General features: G+C 55.3%; 20 protein-coding genes and 2 pseudogenes. 14 read left to right on the top strand and 8 right to left on the bottom strand.

The genetic code is table 11. The features are described from left to right. The first annotated feature begins 47 nt into the window (after positions 1-47). On the top strand, positions 48-698 hold the full coding sequence (locus J4P41_RS13130; protein WP_426067487.1) for a DUF4760 domain-containing protein: 651 nt from the start codon (positions 48-50) through the stop codon (positions 696-698). Here the strand turns inward: J4P41_RS13130 and J4P41_RS13125 are convergent. The 8 genes and pseudogenes from J4P41_RS13125 to J4P41_RS13090 all read right to left on the bottom strand — a co-directional run bounded on the left by J4P41_RS13125 (position 695) and on the right by J4P41_RS13090 (position 5,127). Further along, positions 695-1,738 (bottom strand): tyrosine-type recombinase/integrase, encoded by a 1,044-nt coding sequence (locus tag J4P41_RS13125; RefSeq protein ID WP_426067486.1) that lies wholly within the window; start codon positions 1,736-1,738, stop codon positions 695-697. The genes J4P41_RS13130 and J4P41_RS13125 overlap by 4 nt on opposite strands. A 20-nt stretch (positions 1,739-1,758) precedes the next feature. Next, positions 1,759-1,884: pseudogene (locus J4P41_RS13120) on the bottom strand (helix-turn-helix domain-containing protein); the annotation flags it as partial. A gap of 32 nt (positions 1,885-1,916) precedes the next feature. Further along, a complete protein-coding gene (locus J4P41_RS13115; protein WP_426067485.1) occupies positions 1,917-2,456 on the bottom strand; it encodes a hypothetical protein in 540 nt (179 codons plus the stop codon). Beyond that, the gene (locus J4P41_RS13110) at positions 2,453-3,139 is read right to left on the bottom strand and encodes a hypothetical protein (protein WP_426067484.1); all 687 of its coding nucleotides are present in this window, start codon (positions 3,137-3,139) and stop codon (positions 2,453-2,455) included. Before J4P41_RS13110 ends, J4P41_RS13115 begins: the two co-directional genes overlap by 4 nt. After that, positions 3,136-3,363, bottom strand: a complete 228-nt coding sequence (locus J4P41_RS13105) for a hypothetical protein (protein ID WP_426067483.1) — start codon at positions 3,361-3,363, stop codon at positions 3,136-3,138. Before J4P41_RS13105 ends, J4P41_RS13110 begins: the two co-directional genes overlap by 4 nt. Next, the gene (locus J4P41_RS13100; protein WP_426067482.1) at positions 3,360-3,773 is read right to left on the bottom strand and encodes a hypothetical protein; all 414 of its coding nucleotides are present in this window, start codon (positions 3,771-3,773) and stop codon (positions 3,360-3,362) included. The genes J4P41_RS13105 and J4P41_RS13100 overlap by 4 nt, the downstream gene beginning before the upstream one ends. 77 nt (positions 3,774-3,850) lie before the next feature. Further along, positions 3,851-4,681 carry a hypothetical protein gene (locus tag J4P41_RS13095; RefSeq protein ID WP_426067481.1) on the bottom strand — a complete coding sequence of 277 codons (831 nt, stop codon included), beginning with the start codon at positions 4,679-4,681 and terminating at the stop codon, positions 3,851-3,853. After that, entirely contained in the window at positions 4,681-5,127 is a 447-nt protein-coding gene (locus J4P41_RS13090; RefSeq protein WP_426067480.1) for a LexA family protein, read from the bottom strand. Before J4P41_RS13090 ends, J4P41_RS13095 begins: the two co-directional genes overlap by 1 nt. Before the next feature lie 610 nt (positions 5,128-5,737). Here J4P41_RS13090 and J4P41_RS13085 point away from each other — a divergent pair. The 13 genes and pseudogenes from J4P41_RS13085 to J4P41_RS13025 form a co-directional block, all read left to right on the top strand. Then, complete coding sequence (locus J4P41_RS13085; RefSeq protein WP_426067479.1) at positions 5,738-6,181, top strand: hypothetical protein; 444 nt, start codon at positions 5,738-5,740, stop codon at positions 6,179-6,181. Beyond that, positions 6,181-6,414, top strand: a complete 234-nt coding sequence (locus tag J4P41_RS13080; RefSeq protein ID WP_426067478.1) for a hypothetical protein — start codon at positions 6,181-6,183, stop codon at positions 6,412-6,414. Before J4P41_RS13085 ends, J4P41_RS13080 begins: the two co-directional genes overlap by 1 nt. After that, entirely contained in the window at positions 6,407-6,844 is a 438-nt protein-coding gene (locus J4P41_RS13075; RefSeq protein ID WP_426067477.1) for a hypothetical protein, read from the top strand. Before J4P41_RS13080 ends, J4P41_RS13075 begins: the two co-directional genes overlap by 8 nt. Further along, a complete protein-coding gene (locus J4P41_RS13070) occupies positions 6,841-8,358 on the top strand; it encodes a DnaB-like helicase C-terminal domain-containing protein (protein ID WP_426067476.1) in 1,518 nt (505 codons plus the stop codon). Before J4P41_RS13075 ends, J4P41_RS13070 begins: the two co-directional genes overlap by 4 nt. Positions 8,359-8,361: 3 nt before the next feature. Beyond that, on the top strand, positions 8,362-8,643 hold the full coding sequence (locus J4P41_RS13065; RefSeq protein WP_426067475.1) for a hypothetical protein: 282 nt from the start codon (positions 8,362-8,364) through the stop codon (positions 8,641-8,643). Positions 8,644-8,691: 48 nt separating this feature from the next. Continuing rightward, entirely contained in the window at positions 8,692-9,636 is a 945-nt protein-coding gene (locus J4P41_RS13060; RefSeq protein ID WP_426067474.1) for a hypothetical protein, read from the top strand. Next, positions 9,633-10,127 carry a DUF6362 family protein gene (locus tag J4P41_RS13055; protein ID WP_426067473.1) on the top strand — a complete coding sequence of 165 codons (495 nt, stop codon included), beginning with the start codon at positions 9,633-9,635 and terminating at the stop codon, positions 10,125-10,127. Before J4P41_RS13060 ends, J4P41_RS13055 begins: the two co-directional genes overlap by 4 nt. 60 nt (positions 10,128-10,187) lie before the next feature. Further along, positions 10,188-10,505 carry an HNH endonuclease signature motif containing protein gene (locus J4P41_RS13050; RefSeq protein ID WP_426067472.1) on the top strand — a complete coding sequence of 106 codons (318 nt, stop codon included), beginning with the start codon at positions 10,188-10,190 and terminating at the stop codon, positions 10,503-10,505. Between the two features lie 206 nt (positions 10,506-10,711). Next, a complete protein-coding gene (locus J4P41_RS13045) occupies positions 10,712-11,011 on the top strand; it encodes a hypothetical protein (protein ID WP_426067471.1) in 300 nt (99 codons plus the stop codon). Between the two features lie 7 nt (positions 11,012-11,018). Then, positions 11,019-12,755, top strand: coding sequence for a terminase large subunit (locus J4P41_RS13040; RefSeq protein WP_426067470.1), 1,737 nt, complete (start codon positions 11,019-11,021; stop codon positions 12,753-12,755). Further along, positions 12,752-14,074 carry a phage portal protein gene (locus tag J4P41_RS13035; protein ID WP_426067469.1) on the top strand — a complete coding sequence of 441 codons (1,323 nt, stop codon included), beginning with the start codon at positions 12,752-12,754 and terminating at the stop codon, positions 14,072-14,074. Before J4P41_RS13040 ends, J4P41_RS13035 begins: the two co-directional genes overlap by 4 nt. Continuing rightward, a complete protein-coding gene (locus J4P41_RS13030) occupies positions 14,067-14,885 on the top strand; it encodes an HK97 family phage prohead protease (protein ID WP_426067468.1) in 819 nt (272 codons plus the stop codon). Before J4P41_RS13035 ends, J4P41_RS13030 begins: the two co-directional genes overlap by 8 nt. A gap of 66 nt (positions 14,886-14,951) precedes the next feature. After that, a pseudogene (locus tag J4P41_RS13025) lies at positions 14,952-15,180 on the top strand (phage major capsid protein); the annotation flags it as partial.

The following is a 15,180-nucleotide window of genomic DNA, read 5'->3' as shown; positions in this document are numbered from 1 at the left end:
CCAGGGGTGTTAGAGGGAGTTACCTTTTGAAATATTAGGTAACTCTCGTGACCGATAAAAGTTCTCCTTCTCTAGCATGCGAGTTCCAACAAGATGGGGCTCGCATTTTTGATTCTCATATGATGCATCTTACCTGCACTGATTTGCATCACACTCCTTGGATAATTCCCTATTTAGGTATTATTGGTGTTATCATTGCTGTAGCAGGCGCATGGATTAATGTTATTCGCACCAGTAACAAAAATAGACTCATTGGAAAAAAGAAAGCTACAATTGATCTAATTATTCTTGAGCAAACAAATGAATATTTGAGATCTCAGAGAGAAGAATTTCTTAAAGTAAAAACTCAAGGAGATCTTGTAAGATGGGCTTATCCAAAAAATAAATCGACAATACAGACAAAAGCAATAGCTTCTGTAATAAACAAATATGAAATGCTAGCTATAGGAATTCGTGAGCATTCACTCTGTGAAAATATATATAACCAATGGCTCCGACAGACGTTAATCAGTGACTGGGAGGAATTGAGTACATTTGTCGGTGAACTACGTAGAAGAAACAAAAACTATAATTTGTATGAAAATTTCGAGAGACTCGCTCTGAAGTGGCGACAAGAAGGGCCGAGAAACTTTCCGCCGATTAAGCCCGTTCCTAAATGGCAAAAGCCTATAAGATGGGTGTTCGGTGCTGGTCGTTAGGAATGGTCTCTGGAGAGTGCGTCTGCGGCACTCTTCAGCCAATCAGGGCTATGATGCCCATAAACCCGTTCGATCATATCGACACTGTTTCCCAAGAACTTGGCCACCATCTCAAACGGCACGCTATTCATGACCATCCAGGTGGCGCATGTATGTCTCAGTGTATGAGGCGTGACGTTCTGCAGGGCGGCTGCAACGGTGCAATCCCGGAAAGCATGACGCACTGACGCGATCTTCTTTCCGTTGAACTCCACTACATAATCCGTACAGCGAATCCGGACTGCTTCCTGGAGGGCTACCTTTAGTTGAGGCACCATCGGGACGATTGAGCGTCTTTTATTGCTCTCTCCCGCACCGAAATTGATGATCCCTGATATAAAATCGACTCGATCCCATGTGAGATCCAGAATCGCTCCTGTTCGAGCCCCGGTATAGAGACCGATCAGAATGAAAAGATGGACGTGCGGCGTCTTTGCTTCCGCAAGTAGTCGCTTTGCCTCGTCTCTGGTTAGCCATCGCTCGCGAGCCGGTGGGGCAGGGGGCGCTTCGATCTGAGGTGCTTGCGAGATCCACTTTTCACTGACGGCCCATCGCAACGCGGCGCGAAGCGTCACGATCTCACGGATGATGGTGCCGTTCGAAAGAGGCTTCTTCGTCTTGCGCGATGGGGTACGTGCGCCCTCAGAACGTCGCTGATCTGCATACTTACGGCAGACCTGGCGCGTTAGGTGCTCTGGTTTCAGATCGCCCAAGTGAGAATTCAGGGCTGCACTGGCATACTCGATGCTGGCAATGCTTCTGACGCGCGGTCTGCGATCCTCAACATATCCAGCAAGAATCATGCGGACAGTCGGGCTTTCTGGCGGAAGAGGGGAGTCCAGTCCCGCCATGAACTGTCTCAGTTTGCGCTTTGCTTCCTCGCGATCTGCCGTGCCGAGTGAAACACGTCTCTTTGCCTTTCCGTCCCACCACTGGACATAGAAACGCCCGTTCCGTTCTGCGAGGCTGTAGGATGGGTCTGTGCTTCTGGGGCGTGCCACGTCAGGTTCTCTCGTTCATATGCTGTGACTGCGTCTGGATGAATGCGTTTTGCCGACCCGATCTGAATGGACGGCAGCCGACCAGATCGGATCAGATTGTGGATGGACTGTTTCGACACGCTCCATCTATCTGCGAGATTGGCCACGCGTAGGAGCTTCACTGGATGTAGTGCTCCGCTCACGACAGATCCTCCGTGAACGTGGCAAAGCTGGTCGGGCGCCAGTTCGGGAGTGCGTCATGCAACTGATTGCGCAGATCAAAGGCCGTCATCTTGTTAGCGCCTGGAATATGCAGGCCTTCGCTCTCCGCTACTTCCAGTAGGAATGCGCGTGGGAACAACTCCAGCAGCTTTGCAGTATCCATCCGGCCGATGGACACATCCGCGCCCAGGATCTGACCGACACGCTCACCGATTTGATAGGAATCCTCACCGACACAAGCGCTGGTCCGTTTGCCTGGCGCTATAACCCTCGCACGGCGGCTGATGACCTGGAGCGCAAGATCATCGATCTCTGCCGTTTCAAGTTTGTCCGCATGTGTGGCGACAGGGAAAAAGAGATCACGATCCAGAGGCGATCCGCCGATCAGAAGCGTGATCAGAGAAAGAATGATCTGATCCCGGCTGATGTCTTCCTGCATCGCAGTGGTCTGGATGGCTTGCGTCATGATGTTCGCAAGCACGGTCTGACCTGCCTTGGTGACGGGGATCTTGCTCATGCTGCGGGTTCCTCCATAGCCGGCATCGCCCATTCCGGAATAACGTATGAATGTTCAGAGCCCGGATCGCGTCCTCGATTGGGCATGATCACGCCGCCCGCATCCGGATAAAGCGGGATTTCCAGAACGGCAGGAAGTTCGGCTGGCTGGGCGGTCAAACGAACGGGGCAGTTGCCTTCTTTCGTGTATGAACGGACGGCATGTGAGGCTCTGGCGAGTTGCTTTGTCGGAATTTCCAACCATGGGCAGACCTCGGCGCGTGCCTTTTCTGCCAATACGTCTCGCCAGTTTGGAAACGCACGTTCGGCTGATAGGGCAGAGACAAAGCCTCGTTCCATGGATGTGCCGGTACGATCTAACGCTTCCCAGACAAACCAGCGCGTACCAGGTGCGCGATCCAGAGCTGGATCAACCTCAAACGAAACTGATCGGACGTCCCATTCCCGGCAAATATGAATCAGTCGTGCAGTTTTCGACCAGTCCAGCGTGAAGGCCTCAAAGGCCGGATCACACAGAAAGCTGGACCGGGCATAGAGCATCATCGCGCCATCAGTGGCGACGCAGACGGCACGACCGCCGTGATATTCCACGCGGATGCCGCGCAAATTTTCGCGCACGCACCTGCGATCGACGCCGTAGGAGACGAAAGCCAAGGCGCGGCCTTCGACATGAATGCCTTTCATAGCGCCAACTCCGGTGTGTGGCCTTCGTCCAGGCGTGCTTCACCGGGGCCGAACGGACGTGCCCAGGCGATGATGGTTCCACGTTGCTTGATGGCGACGGACGAACCTTTCTGCGCTGCCCAACACAACGCATGCTTGCTTGCCATGAATTGCGAGTGGAAGCGGCTGACGATCGTGCCTTTGGCGTCGCAGATCCCGAAACGGGGCTTTGGTGCTTTGGTCATGAGTGCCTCCGGAGAGGTGCGCCCATGGTGATGTCGCGCAGGCCCTGAACCTGCTTCCAGCAATGAGCAGCAAGGTGCGCGGCATCAATCTCGATAATCGGGGCGACCGTCACTGGACGACAATCCCGTTCAACAGGCTCTGGGAAATCGGGAACGCTTTCAGGAAGCAGGTTCAACGTCAGAAGACGGGACAAGCCAGCGGCAAAGTCTTCGGCGCAGCGCTCCCAGATCTGGGCCATGCGCTCGTCGCCAAGTCTGGCGTTCCGGGCCGCAAGATTGCGCGTTCCGGTCAGGCGGTCCTGAAGGCTCCGTGCCTGATCGTGAACGTCTGGTTCAATGTTGTCCTGCAGGAAGCGATCAAAGCCGCTCTGAGTCCGTGTGTGCTGCAGGAGTGGGTGTCTGGACGACATGTGTTCTCTCCGTCGCGTGGGGCGATGGAGAGGTTATGCGCAAAAATGCTAATATCTTGCAAGCGCAAAAATGCGCATTAATGCAAAGATCTCTCTAGTTCGAGTTTTACAAGAGAGTTAGGTGGACCGAAAAATTGCTCTCTGCCACTGCCTGGAGAAAAAATAGCGCCGATGGTCCCGTTCGCTTCAATCGCGAGTGCTAGATAGCGATGGCTAGAGTTATGAGGCTGGCTGAGAGATGCGATACTGCCGATATTTTTCGCTTGAAATTCACTTCCAAAATCTTCTTCGGCTAGCTTTTGCATGTCTTCATATACGCTTCTTGGAAAGGCTTTCCGGAGAAGTGGATTGATTGCTTTGAGATGAAAAACATCCTTTAGCTTCATCCCAACCACGAGGGCCGCGTAGTCTCCTCCGGGAGGCTTTGAAGGGCCCACTAAAGGGTTACCCTGCACGGACGATACTAAATTAATCTGGCCTTCACGCACATGATAGGTGAGTCCGGATGTTCCATCATCTTTTTGAATAGTAGCTACCGCATCTCCATTAATTATTGACCATTTATCTTTCAAATGATCATCAATGCCTGACCCGATAAGTGGGCTTGGCAACAGGAGGTCTCCGCTTACGTCAAATATTCTATACTGAGGACTGGAAGCGCTTCCATTATCTTGAGACATAACGACTACGTATGTTTTTCCATCATTTTCTAATAATTGATATATTTTTGACGAAGACGGATACTCATCGGGTGTAAAAGAATGTCCATTGAACGTATACGCATATCCCTGGGTGCCGCTCCCATATATGGCAAATACGTTATTTCTTACGTGTACTTTTATTAAATCATCTGCATATAGAATATTTGGTATAGAAATACAAAATATAAGTAAAAATATTTTGTTCATTACTCTCTCCGTATGCTCTGGATTATCATTCCGGCAATACGATATTCATCATGGCATCCATTATCCGGAAATGGATTAAGGCTGGATTTTGGGAGTACAATAGCTTGTGAGAAATCTGGATTTGTACTTCTCGGCCAAAGCACAACTCTGCCATCATCCCTAACTTCAATCTCTTTGAGGGTTGCTTCCTCGAGGCCATTTTCCTGACGAATTGCGATAACTTTATCGCCACTTTTTGGTGGCCTCGCAATATCGCAGTAAGATACAGCAACGACTATAGTGCCTGATGGATATAATAAATCCATCGAGTCCCCTTGGACTCTAAATGCCCATCTTTTTATTCCAGGATATCGATCATCTGGGGTAATAGATATGTATTCGGAATACCCCTCTTGAGCGAACATATCGCCAGATTGCCAGAGCCCAGCCTGTATCTTTCCAACCATCGGAACCAATTCGCAAGAATTGGTAGGGATTAGTGCGCTGGGTTGTGAGGATAGTAAGCCAAATTCGTTTTCTAGCCGCGCCATCGTGGTTGCGCTCAAACTGTGGCTCGCGGCCTCATCGTTCATGAAGCGTACAATGGTACTGGGAGCAACGCCTACGGTCCGGGCAATCTGGGAGAAAGTTTTCCCTGTCCGTTCCCTGATATCTAGGATGTAGGTTCTCTGACGGGAACGAACGGAATCATTAACGCTGCTCATGTGCGCATTTTCGCACATCGCAAGATCTAAATCTCTGCGCAAAATTGCGCTTGTTATGTTTGCATTATTGCGCATAATAAGGGCATGCAATACCTACCTTCTCCTTCTGATATCGAACGCGAGGCCCGTGAACGCGGCATCGCGATCGGTGCTTTATGTCGGCGTGCTCAAGTTGCTCGAAGCACATTCACTAGGTGGAAGGCAGGGGAAACCTCACCGACCCTCGCAATAGTAGAGAGGTTAATCTTGGCTTTGCGTGATTCTAGAGATGTGGAGAAAGCAGCATGAAAATCGTCCATGCCGTAATCCGTAAATCGCGCTCGTGCGCCTGTCATCCGGATGGTGTCCGGAGATGAGCGTTCTAGCAATCAAGACAGCCACGCAGGCCGCAATCCGTGAAGTCGGCAGCCTCGATGCTGCGGCCTCTGTCACGCGCGTTGGCCGCTCGCAGCTTTCCGAATATCAGAGCCGTAATTATCCGGCTGTCGTGCCGGTGGACGTTGCGATCGTCCTGGATGAGTTCGCGCAAGCGCCGCTTATCCTCTCCGCCATGGCGCAGGCGGAGGGTTATTCCATCGCCCCGATCCATCTTGGAAAAGGCGACGTTGCCGAAATCATGGAAAGCGTCGCCACAAAGTCTGGTTCGACCATGGCGACGACGGTTCGCGTACTGGCAGACGGTATTGTTACGGTTGATGAGGCGCATGACCTGATCGCGGATCTGATCGACCTGCAACGCGTCGTGACGCATGCACTCCAGGTCGTCCAAGGACACGCAAAAGGAGGGCTGAAGTAATGGCCCGCCCTGCTTTGGATAACGTCCGGATCGAACCGGCCGTGCGCCGCATGCACGCAGACGGATCCAGCGTCCGTGAAATTGCCCGACATGTCGGCATCTCGGTCGGCAGCACTCACGCGATGATCGGCCGGATTGGTCTGTCGCGTCCGGTTGGTCGCACAACGGTACTCCGTAGCGCTTCACGGCGCGCCCTGCCGGTCGGTGCCGGACTGGAGATCGCCCGTGTCTGACCTGCTCGACCCCTTCCAGTTTTTTACAGAATTGAAAAAAGATATTGCCGCTTCTGGCAATCAGAGCCGGTACGCTGCGAAAATCGGTGTGGCTCATACGACCGTTTCGGCAATCCTGCATTCCGAGCGCAATCCATCGCCGGAATTTCTGGCTGGCGCGGGCTTTGATCGCTTGGTGCGCTATCGCCGCCTGCGTGGTGGCATTCATGCGCCGCTGATCAACGGAATGGATTTTTTTACAGAAGTGAAAAAACAGATCCGCGATGCCGGATCTCTGACGGCCTTCTGTGGCCGCCATAAACTGCCGATCAGCAGTGTTTCCAATTATCTGAATGACAGCCGCCGTGCGTCCGATGCCCTTGTCGAGGCTGTCGGCTATTCGCGCCTGACACGGTACCGTAGGCGGACTGTCCGGAGTGTCGCAGCGTGAGTGAAATCAACCTTCATTTCGCCAAGCGCGAAGTGCCGTCAAACCTTCAGGCTGAATATGCGCTTCTCGGCGCGATCATGACCAATTCCGGCAAGGTGCTGGACGTGGTTGAGGAGATCGTGAAGCCGGAGCATTTCTATGATGGCCTGAATCGGGTCGTGTATGCGGAATGCCTGCGTCTGTACAATCAGAACATTGAAGCCAATCCGATCACGCTCAAAGCTCCTTTGGAGCATGTCGACCAGTTCGAAAACGTCGACAAGGCGAAATACTTTACGCAGTTGATGACCGCATTCGTCGGCTTCAAGAATGCTCCTGACTACGCGCGCGTGATCCGTGATGCGTGGCTACGTCGCAGCCTGATGGATTTCTGTATCCGCGCTGTCGACGTTTGTGCTGCTCCGGAAGGCCAGTCGGCTGAAGACATTATGGAAGGCTTCGAGGAAGATCTCCTTCATCTTTCCCAGGGTATGTCTGAAAGCCAGCCAAATGTCTCGCTGTTCGATGCCGGATGTGAAGCAATCATGGCAGCCCGTGAGGCCCTGGCACGCCGAAATGGTTTGGCTGGTCTCTCCTGGGGTTTCAAGTCTCTGGACAAACTCACGGGCGGCCTGACGAACGGAAACCTCTATATCGTCGGTGCGCGTCCAGCTGTCGGCAAAACGTCTCTTGGTCTGGGCATTGCCTTGCCTTTGGCGGCGTCTGGCAAGCGTGGCCTGTTCTGGTCTGGTGAGATGCTGGCCAAGCAGGTTGCGGGCCGTGCTGCATCCGCTCGGACGGGTCTTAACCTGCGGTCGATCTTCAATGGTCTGCGGTGGGATATTGGCCCCGACATGGAAACCGGCAATCAGCCGCCGCTGGAAGACTGGCAATGGCGGGAATACCAGAACGCCGTTGATGAGTTCGGTCATTTGCATCTGGAAATCGACACGCGGCCGGGTCTGACGATTTCTCAGCTTCGATCGCGGGCGCGTCGCATGAAGCGTTCCAAGCGCGGGCTGGATTTCATCGTTCTCGACTACTTCCAGCTCATGCGCGGATCTGCGTCGGTACGCGGTCGTGGTCGGTATGAAGAGACGACTGAGATCAGTAACGAACTGAAGACGCTGGCCAAAGAGCTGGATGTTCCGATGATCGTTCTGGCGCAGCTCAACCGGAAGTCGGAAGACAAGGAAGACAAGACGCCGGACTCAGACCATCTGCGTGATACGGGTGCGCTGGAACAGGACGCGGACGTCATCTGCCTGATCCATCGTAAGCATCTGCACCTCAAAAAGCAGCTGGCCAGCCTTGCCAAGCGTGATCGCGAAACGACGGACCAGTTCAACGATCGCAGTCAGGATCTGGAAGAACAGGTCCGGAAAAACGAAGGCAAAGGCATTCTGCTGATCGCCAAGAACCGCCACGGACCAACGGGTGTCTGTCAGGTCTGGTACGACGACGCCACCACCTGGTTCAGGGATGCTGGGGAAGATCCTCGCGCGCGTTCCTGGACCATTCAGCGCGGAGCATAAGCCATGGCGCGCCGTGAACGTCCGGGAAAACACGCCCGTGCCATCATGTCCGATGTGCGATGGTCGACCCTGTCTTTGGCGGCGCGATCTGTGTGGCTGGGCCTTGCAGATGTCGGGGATGTTGTCCTCGCAGTCCGTGCGCCTGGCCGCGATGGTCTGACGGTCGAGGATTACGCCCGTTACCTCGCCTCGGATGTGACGACTGTTCAGGGCGCCATTGATGAGCTGGTTCAGCGTGACGTCATGGCCCCGGTCGGGGTCGGTTTCCGTCTCACGTCCTACTGAGTTTTAGGTTTTTAATCCCGCCTCGATGCGGGTTCAGGAGTTTCTGACGTGACAGTCAGCGCAACACAACGCACGCAGCTTGCAGACGCCTTTCTGATGCAGCGGGACAATCTGACGCTTCAGGCTCTTGGTGCCGTCATGGTGCAGGTCTGGGCACAGCTTGTCATGCATCTGATCACCCATACGCCTGACGGCGTCCTGAACGTGTCTTTCCCTGGCACGCTGTCTGCGCTCGCTCGCACGCGGATTTTCTGCGACGAAAACCTGATTGAAACCTACCTCAAAACCTACGCGGAAACCCAACTGATAACCTGGGATGCCAAGACGGGCGTGATCGGTCTGCCGGCAGAACTGAAGCCGTCACGCCGTGCGGAGGCATCCCGTGCGAATGGCAGAAAAGGCGGAAGACCGCCGGGAAAAACCAAGAAAGGAAGGGTTCAGGACAATCGTCAGAGCAGCATCATGCTGCCGATTTCAGGAGGAAAAGACGTGACACGCGAAAACCTAGCTAAAACCCCCCTTACACGTACGCGCGATAAGCTTAGCTTAGCTTCTACATCTTCTTCAGACGATAAGCTTAAGCTGGACGCGATGTTCAAACGCATTGGGCCAAAGGCTTTTGAGGCAGCCGGGTTCGATAATGCCAAGGACATGCCGAACTTTGGCGTTGTTCGGGTCTGGCTCTCGTTGGCTCTCGCGAAGGGCATGACAGAAGCGCAGGGTGAGCGCTTGATCCTCAGTGTCGTGAAGGACGTTGCTGATCGACAGCGCAGCAAGGGCAATCCAGCAGGTCACATGGGGTATTTCTCGAAGGCCGTGGAAGCCGCCATTTCCAGTGGGATCATTCCGGAAGCGCCGAAGACTGCAGATGAGCGCAAGGCAGAACGTGCATTCGAAGCGGCGCTTCGGGACTACCAGGAGCGTCTGGGCTACGGTGAGACGGGTCTTCATCGTCCGCAGCTGTCCGACTTCGTGGCGCAGGTGGCGGCATGAAGCGTCGACATCGCATGGATCTGACGCGTGACGTTCCGAAGCAGGTTGCTGAATGGCTGGATGAGGCTGCGCTGACGCTGGCGGCTCTGCCTGCTCATGGTCTGCGTCCGTCTGGAGCGCGTGGCTTCTGGCCGGACATTGTGCCGGATGAAGAGGATCTTGAATGGGTGCGTGAGAGTGACATCCTTCCACCACGTCCGACGCCTGACGACGTGTCCCGCATGGACCTCGTCTTCTCCTGGCTCACCTTCCTCGGTGAGAGAAATGCGAATCGGGAGTTGCGGCTCGTGGTGCAGCTCTACATGCGTGTTCATCCAATCTCAGGAAAACACCTGCTGTCATGGGAGAAAATCGGCAGGAAACTGGGCATTGGACGCAATACCGCACAGCGGCGCTACCTGACGGCCTGCTGCCTGATTGCAGAAAAAATACGGACCGGACAAATTCCGCTTGACCGTTTGGACCAAATTGAACACTTTCCATTGTCATGATTGCGAGGCGTGCATCCGAAAGGGTTCACGTCTTTTTTTATGTCTGTTTGAGAGGTCGAAATGCCACGTCTCAAGTGCGTTGGATCAAGCCTTCAGACGGTCGATACCCGTATCGCCAAGCCTCTCCCGAAACGGGCAGAGGCTTTTTATTTGTCCAGGCCATGGCGCCAGCTGATGCACCGGCTTCTGAAAGAACGTGGTCGGATCTGTCAGGAATGCAATCGATCAGACTGCCGGATCTTCGGTGATCATCGACATGAGCTGAAGGACGGTGGCTCTGCCCTCGATCCAGCCAATATCGTCCTGCTCTGTGGCTCCTGCCACAGCAGGAAGACAGCCAGGGCAAGGGCAGACCGCAACCGGATGCGTCCAGACTGATCCCGAGAGGACCGAAAACCCTCTGAAAATGGCTGAAAACCGCCGTTTTTCGTATGAAATCGAGGTCAGGACGGGTGCCGGTGCCTCCGAGGGGTGGGGGCGGGTCGAAAGTTCGGGTCCCCTGGGAGGCGCAACCGCGCCAGGCTCACGCGCAGATTTTTTGCTCATGTTTGAAAACAATCAAAGAAATCAAAGGGGAAAGGACCATGCCACGCGGTGGAGCACGTCCCGGTGCTGGCCGGAAAAAGAAGACGCAGACCACTGAGGATTGGGCAGGACCAGAGATTGCTGACAGCAGCACTCTGAAGCCACTCGATTTCTGGCTGGCCATCCTGCGTGATCCTAATGCGCCGTATGAAATGCGTGCCATGGCAGCCGACAAGGCCGGTCCCTTCATCCATGCCAAGCCTGCTCCGCGTCGTGATGATCAGGGCGATTTTGGCGACATGACATCTGCCGGCGATGACTGGGCTGGTGTTGTGCCCAGTGCGCCTATGAGGAACTGAAACCACCATGCTGAACCTGAGCAGGCCTGACTGGGAAAAGCGGATCCGCGCTGGCCAGTCGCTGCTTCCGGACATTCAGCCACTCAATCCTGAGTTGGCCGCCAAGGCCGTCACGATCTTTGACAAGCTCCGGATCCCGGACGTCATCGGCCAACCGACCTTCGGTGAGGCTGCGGGAGAGTGGTTCAGGGATATTGTCTCACTCCTGCTCGGGTCTCTGGATCCAGCCACGAATGAGCGTCGGATCCGTGAGCTGTTTCTTCTGGTTCCCAAGAAGAACTCGAAGACAACGAACGGTGCGGGCCTGATGATGGCGGCGGTCATGCTTAATGAGCGTCCGAACGCCGAGTTCCTGATTGTCGCACCGACGAAAGATATTGCAGATCTTGCCTTCAAGCAGGCGTCTGGCATGGTCCGTGCTGATCGTGGGCTCCAGCGTCGGTTTCATATTCAGGATCACATCAAGTGCCTGACCTTCCGGCCTACTGGCGCAACCCTGAGGGTTAAGGCCTTCAGTCCGGACGTCATGACGGGCGTGAAGCCTGCTGGTGTACTGGTCGATGAAGAGCACATCATTGCCCTGAAGTCGGACGCGGAAAGCGTCATGGGCCAGATCCGGGGTGGCATGATCAGCCAGCCGGAAGCGTTTCTGGCGATCATCACCACGCAAAGTGACAAGCCGCCGCGTGGCGTATTCCGGGAAGATCTCCTTCAGGCGCGGGCAATTCGCGATGGAAAGTCCCATCGTGAAGCCGATGACGGAACACTGATCCCGGTCGGCAACGGCATCCTGCCGGTTCTCTATGAGCTTCCGGAAAAGATCCAGCAGCCCGCCAAGCTTCCGGGCGAGCGCGCGCCCTGGGAGGATGTTGATCTCTGGCCAATGGTCCTTCCCAATGCCGGGCGCTCCATTACGGTCAAGCGACTTGAAGAAGAATATGAAAATGCCCGGTCAAAGGGCATTCAGGAGCTGGCCCGGTGGGCATCGCAGCATCTGAATGTGGAAATCGGTCTGGCGCTCAGGAGTGACCGCTGGGTCGGCGCAGACTTCTGGCAGAACGCTGGTGATCCGGACCTGACGCTCGATGCCCTGATCGACAGATCAGACGTAATCGTGGCCGGTATCGACGGTGGCGGTCTGGACGACCTTCTGGCGCTCGCTGTTCTTGGGCGTGACAGCGTGACCCAGCAGTGGCTGCATTGGGGGAAAAACTGGGTCTTCGAAGGCATTCTTGAGCTTCGTAAGCGTGAAGCCTCCCAGCTGAAGGACTTCGAAGCTCAGAAAGACCTGGTCATCGTCAGCACGCCTGGGGATGACATCGAGCAGCTGGCGGATGCGCTGGAAGCAGTGGATCTGTCCGGCAAGCTTGCCATGGTCGGCCTCGATCCGATGGGGGTGGGCTCCATCGTGGATGCCCTGGCGGTTCGTGAGATTGAGGCGCCGCGTGTCGTAGGCGTTTCCCAGGGCTGGACGTTGTCTGGCTCGATCAAAACTGCTGAACGCAAACTTGCGGATGGCAGCCTTGTGCATGGTGATCGTCCCATCATGGGGTGGGCCATCAGCAATGCGAAAATCGAGCCGCGCGGCAATGCCCAGATCATTACGAAACAGGCCGCCGGTTATCTGAAAATCGATCCGCTCATGGCGCTTCTGAACGCTGTGACGCTCATGTCCAAAAATCCCAGCCCCCCAGAAGGGGGGCGCATGGATGACTTCCTGAAAGGTGGAATGCTCAGCGCATGAAGTTGCGAACAGCCTTTAACGGTCTGCTGACCAAGGCAGCCAACGCCATGGCGCTGTCTGTCACAGGTGTCAGCCTGACGGATCTGCGGCTGGGCGCGTTTCTGGCTGGCGGTCCAACCAATTCCGGGCAGTTGGTCACGGTGGACACCGCCATTCAGCTGGACACGGTCTGGGCCTGTATCAGGCTTCTGTCAGAAACCATTTCGTCCCTGCCTCTCAAGCTTTACGAGAGGCAGACAGAAAATACGTCCAGTGCTGCACGATCGCATCCCCTGTTTGCGATCCTGTATGACCGACCGAATGCGGATATGACGGGCGTCGAGTTCTGGGGTTGTATGATTGCCAGCCTGATGGCCTGGGGAAACTGTTTTGCCCAGATCCGGCGGAACGGTGTGGGGCAGATCATTGCCCTGAACCCCTTGCGTCCGGATCGCATGACGGTGCGTCGAGATCCAGAGACTGGCGGTCTCGTCTATACCTATGCTTGGCAGCAGCAGTATCTGACGCTGACGGAGGACGAGATTTTTCACATCAAGGGTTTTTCGTTCGATGGCCTGATGGGTCTGTCACCCATCACTGTAGGGCGACAAAGCCTTGGTTCTGCGATGGCAGCAGAAGAAACGGCAGGGAAAACCTACCGCAACGGCCTGCTGACCCAGACCTACATCAAGGCACCTGCGTATCTGACGGATGAGCAGCGCCGTATGGCCAAAGCTTCCCTGCAAGACTACGCGGGGGCGATTAACGCTGGGAAAACACCCCTTCTGGAAGGTGGATGGAGCGTTGAAAACATTGGGCTCGATCCCGAAGATGCGCAGCTTCTCCAGACCCGTGCCTTCAATGTCCAGACCATCTGCCGGTGGTTCGGCGTCCAGCCGGTCATGATCGGTAGTATGGAGAAATCGACGGCCTGGGGCTCTGGCCTGGAGCAGATGAACCTATGGTTCCTGCAATATGGCCTTATGCCGTGGCTTGTCAGGATCGAACAGGCCATTTCGCGCTGCCTTCTCAGCCCAGCTGATCGGATGACCTACTTCGCCAAGCACAATGTAGACGCGCTCCTCCGGGCTGATACGGCGGGCAGAACGGCCTTCTATATCGCCGGACGGCAGAATGGCTGGTTTACGGCCAATGAGGTTCGGGAAAAGGAAGAAATGGCCCCAATGCCGGGCGGCGATGTGCTGACAGTTCAGTCGCAGATGATTCCGCTGGCCGATGTTGGAAAGAACGCCGTTCAGCCAACGCTAAAACCTGTTCCTGGCGGTCAACCCTCACCAGATCCGGCCTCGTCCGGCATCATAGGAGATCCAGATGTTTGATGGCGATTTCCTCGCCGCTCCCTTTGAGGTCAAATTTGCCTCTTCGGGCGAACCGGGGACATTTGAGGGGTATGGCAGCGTCTTCGGGAATGTTGATTCCCATGGCGATGTCGTCATGCCGGGCGCATTCAGCCAGACACTGGCCGAGCGCAAGGCGCAGGGGCGGACGATTGCCATGCATGTCATGCACGGCCTGTTCGGCGGTGACGGTCTCCCTGCCGGCGTCTGGACTGATGCGTCCGAAGACAGCAAGGGTCTGCACCTCAAGGGCAAGCTCTCCGGCATGGACACGGATTACGGCAAGCGTCTGCACGGCCTGGTCAAAGACGGGGCGCTTGGTGGCCTGTCCATTGGCTTCAGTGTTCCTCAGGGTGGTGCCGTCAAAGCTGCCCAGGGCAGCGGGGCTAGTCGCCAGATTAACCGGGTCAACCTTCATGAGGTGAGCCTGGTGGATGACCCATCCAATGCCGCGTCTCGTGTCACAGAGATGAAGCGCCGCTTTGAACGATGGGGGCTGAAAACCGCCATGACCCCAGACAAGGCGACGGCTGCAATCGCTGCTGCTATTGGCCTGCATCAGTCCAGCCTGAAAGGTGGTCATCCGCCTACACAGGAAGAGTGCGACGCTATGCTTCAGCACCTTCAGGAAGCACACGAAGCGCTGACGGGAGCGCCGCTGGCGATCGCAAAGAAGTCTTCATATGTGGATGATTTCCGTCGTGTGCTGGATACGCTTTCAGGTCTGGGACAGCCGTCTTCTCCCCTAGCTGGCTTTTCTCTTCCGGATCTGGCTGGAGCGGCTGGTCTCTGACCGGAACAGACTGATCACACTGCAATGCAAGGCACCTTCGGGTGCCTTTTTTTATGGGCAAAACCGATGAACGAAAACGAATATAAGCAGGCCGTTTCTGACCTCACGAAGGCCACTGAACAGGTCAAAACCTTTGCTGAGACAGCCAAGACTGAACTGAAAAACCTTGGTGAAGTCACCAAGGAAACCAAAGCGAGTGCAGACAAGGCGCTGACGGAAATGAACGTCCTGGCTGCTCGCCTGACTGACCTGGAGCAGAAAGGCGCTCGTGGACACGGGAATGAGCAGCAGGTCA

Source organism: Gluconobacter sp. NFX36 (assembly GCF_049887835.1).
In the GTDB taxonomy this organism is placed as follows: domain Bacteria; phylum Pseudomonadota; class Alphaproteobacteria; order Acetobacterales; family Acetobacteraceae; genus Gluconobacter; species Gluconobacter japonicus_A.
This window is presented reverse-complemented; position numbering and strand designations above follow the sequence as displayed.

Coding starts and splice junctions, on each gene's coding strand:
- J4P41_RS13115 (WP_426067485.1), bottom strand. CDS start 2,456: ATGAGCAAGATCCCCGTCACCAAGGCAGGTCAGACCGTGCTTGCGAAC.
- J4P41_RS13110 (WP_426067484.1), bottom strand. CDS start 3,139: ATGAAAGGCATTCATGTCGAAGGCCGCGCCTTGGCTTTCGTCTCCTAC.
- J4P41_RS13105 (WP_426067483.1), bottom strand. CDS start 3,363: ATGACCAAAGCACCAAAGCCCCGTTTCGGGATCTGCGACGCCAAAGGC.
- J4P41_RS13100 (WP_426067482.1), bottom strand. CDS start 3,773: ATGTCGTCCAGACACCCACTCCTGCAGCACACACGGACTCAGAGCGGC.
- J4P41_RS13095 (WP_426067481.1), bottom strand. CDS start 4,681: ATGAACAAAATATTTTTACTTATATTTTGTATTTCTATACCAAATATT.
- J4P41_RS13090 (WP_426067480.1), bottom strand. CDS start 5,127: ATGGTTGGAAAGATACAGGCTGGGCTCTGGCAATCTGGCGATATGTTC.
- J4P41_RS13085 (WP_426067479.1), top strand. CDS start 5,738: ATGAGCGTTCTAGCAATCAAGACAGCCACGCAGGCCGCAATCCGTGAA.
- J4P41_RS13080 (WP_426067478.1), top strand. CDS start 6,181: ATGGCCCGCCCTGCTTTGGATAACGTCCGGATCGAACCGGCCGTGCGC.
- J4P41_RS13065 (WP_426067475.1), top strand. CDS start 8,362: ATGGCGCGCCGTGAACGTCCGGGAAAACACGCCCGTGCCATCATGTCC.
- J4P41_RS13055 (WP_426067473.1), top strand. CDS start 9,633: ATGAAGCGTCGACATCGCATGGATCTGACGCGTGACGTTCCGAAGCAG.
- J4P41_RS13050 (WP_426067472.1), top strand. CDS start 10,188: ATGCCACGTCTCAAGTGCGTTGGATCAAGCCTTCAGACGGTCGATACC.
- J4P41_RS13045 (WP_426067471.1), top strand. CDS start 10,712: ATGCCACGCGGTGGAGCACGTCCCGGTGCTGGCCGGAAAAAGAAGACG.
- J4P41_RS13040 (WP_426067470.1), top strand. CDS start 11,019: ATGCTGAACCTGAGCAGGCCTGACTGGGAAAAGCGGATCCGCGCTGGC.
- J4P41_RS13035 (WP_426067469.1), top strand. CDS start 12,752: ATGAAGTTGCGAACAGCCTTTAACGGTCTGCTGACCAAGGCAGCCAAC.
- J4P41_RS13030 (WP_426067468.1), top strand. CDS start 14,067: ATGTTTGATGGCGATTTCCTCGCCGCTCCCTTTGAGGTCAAATTTGCC.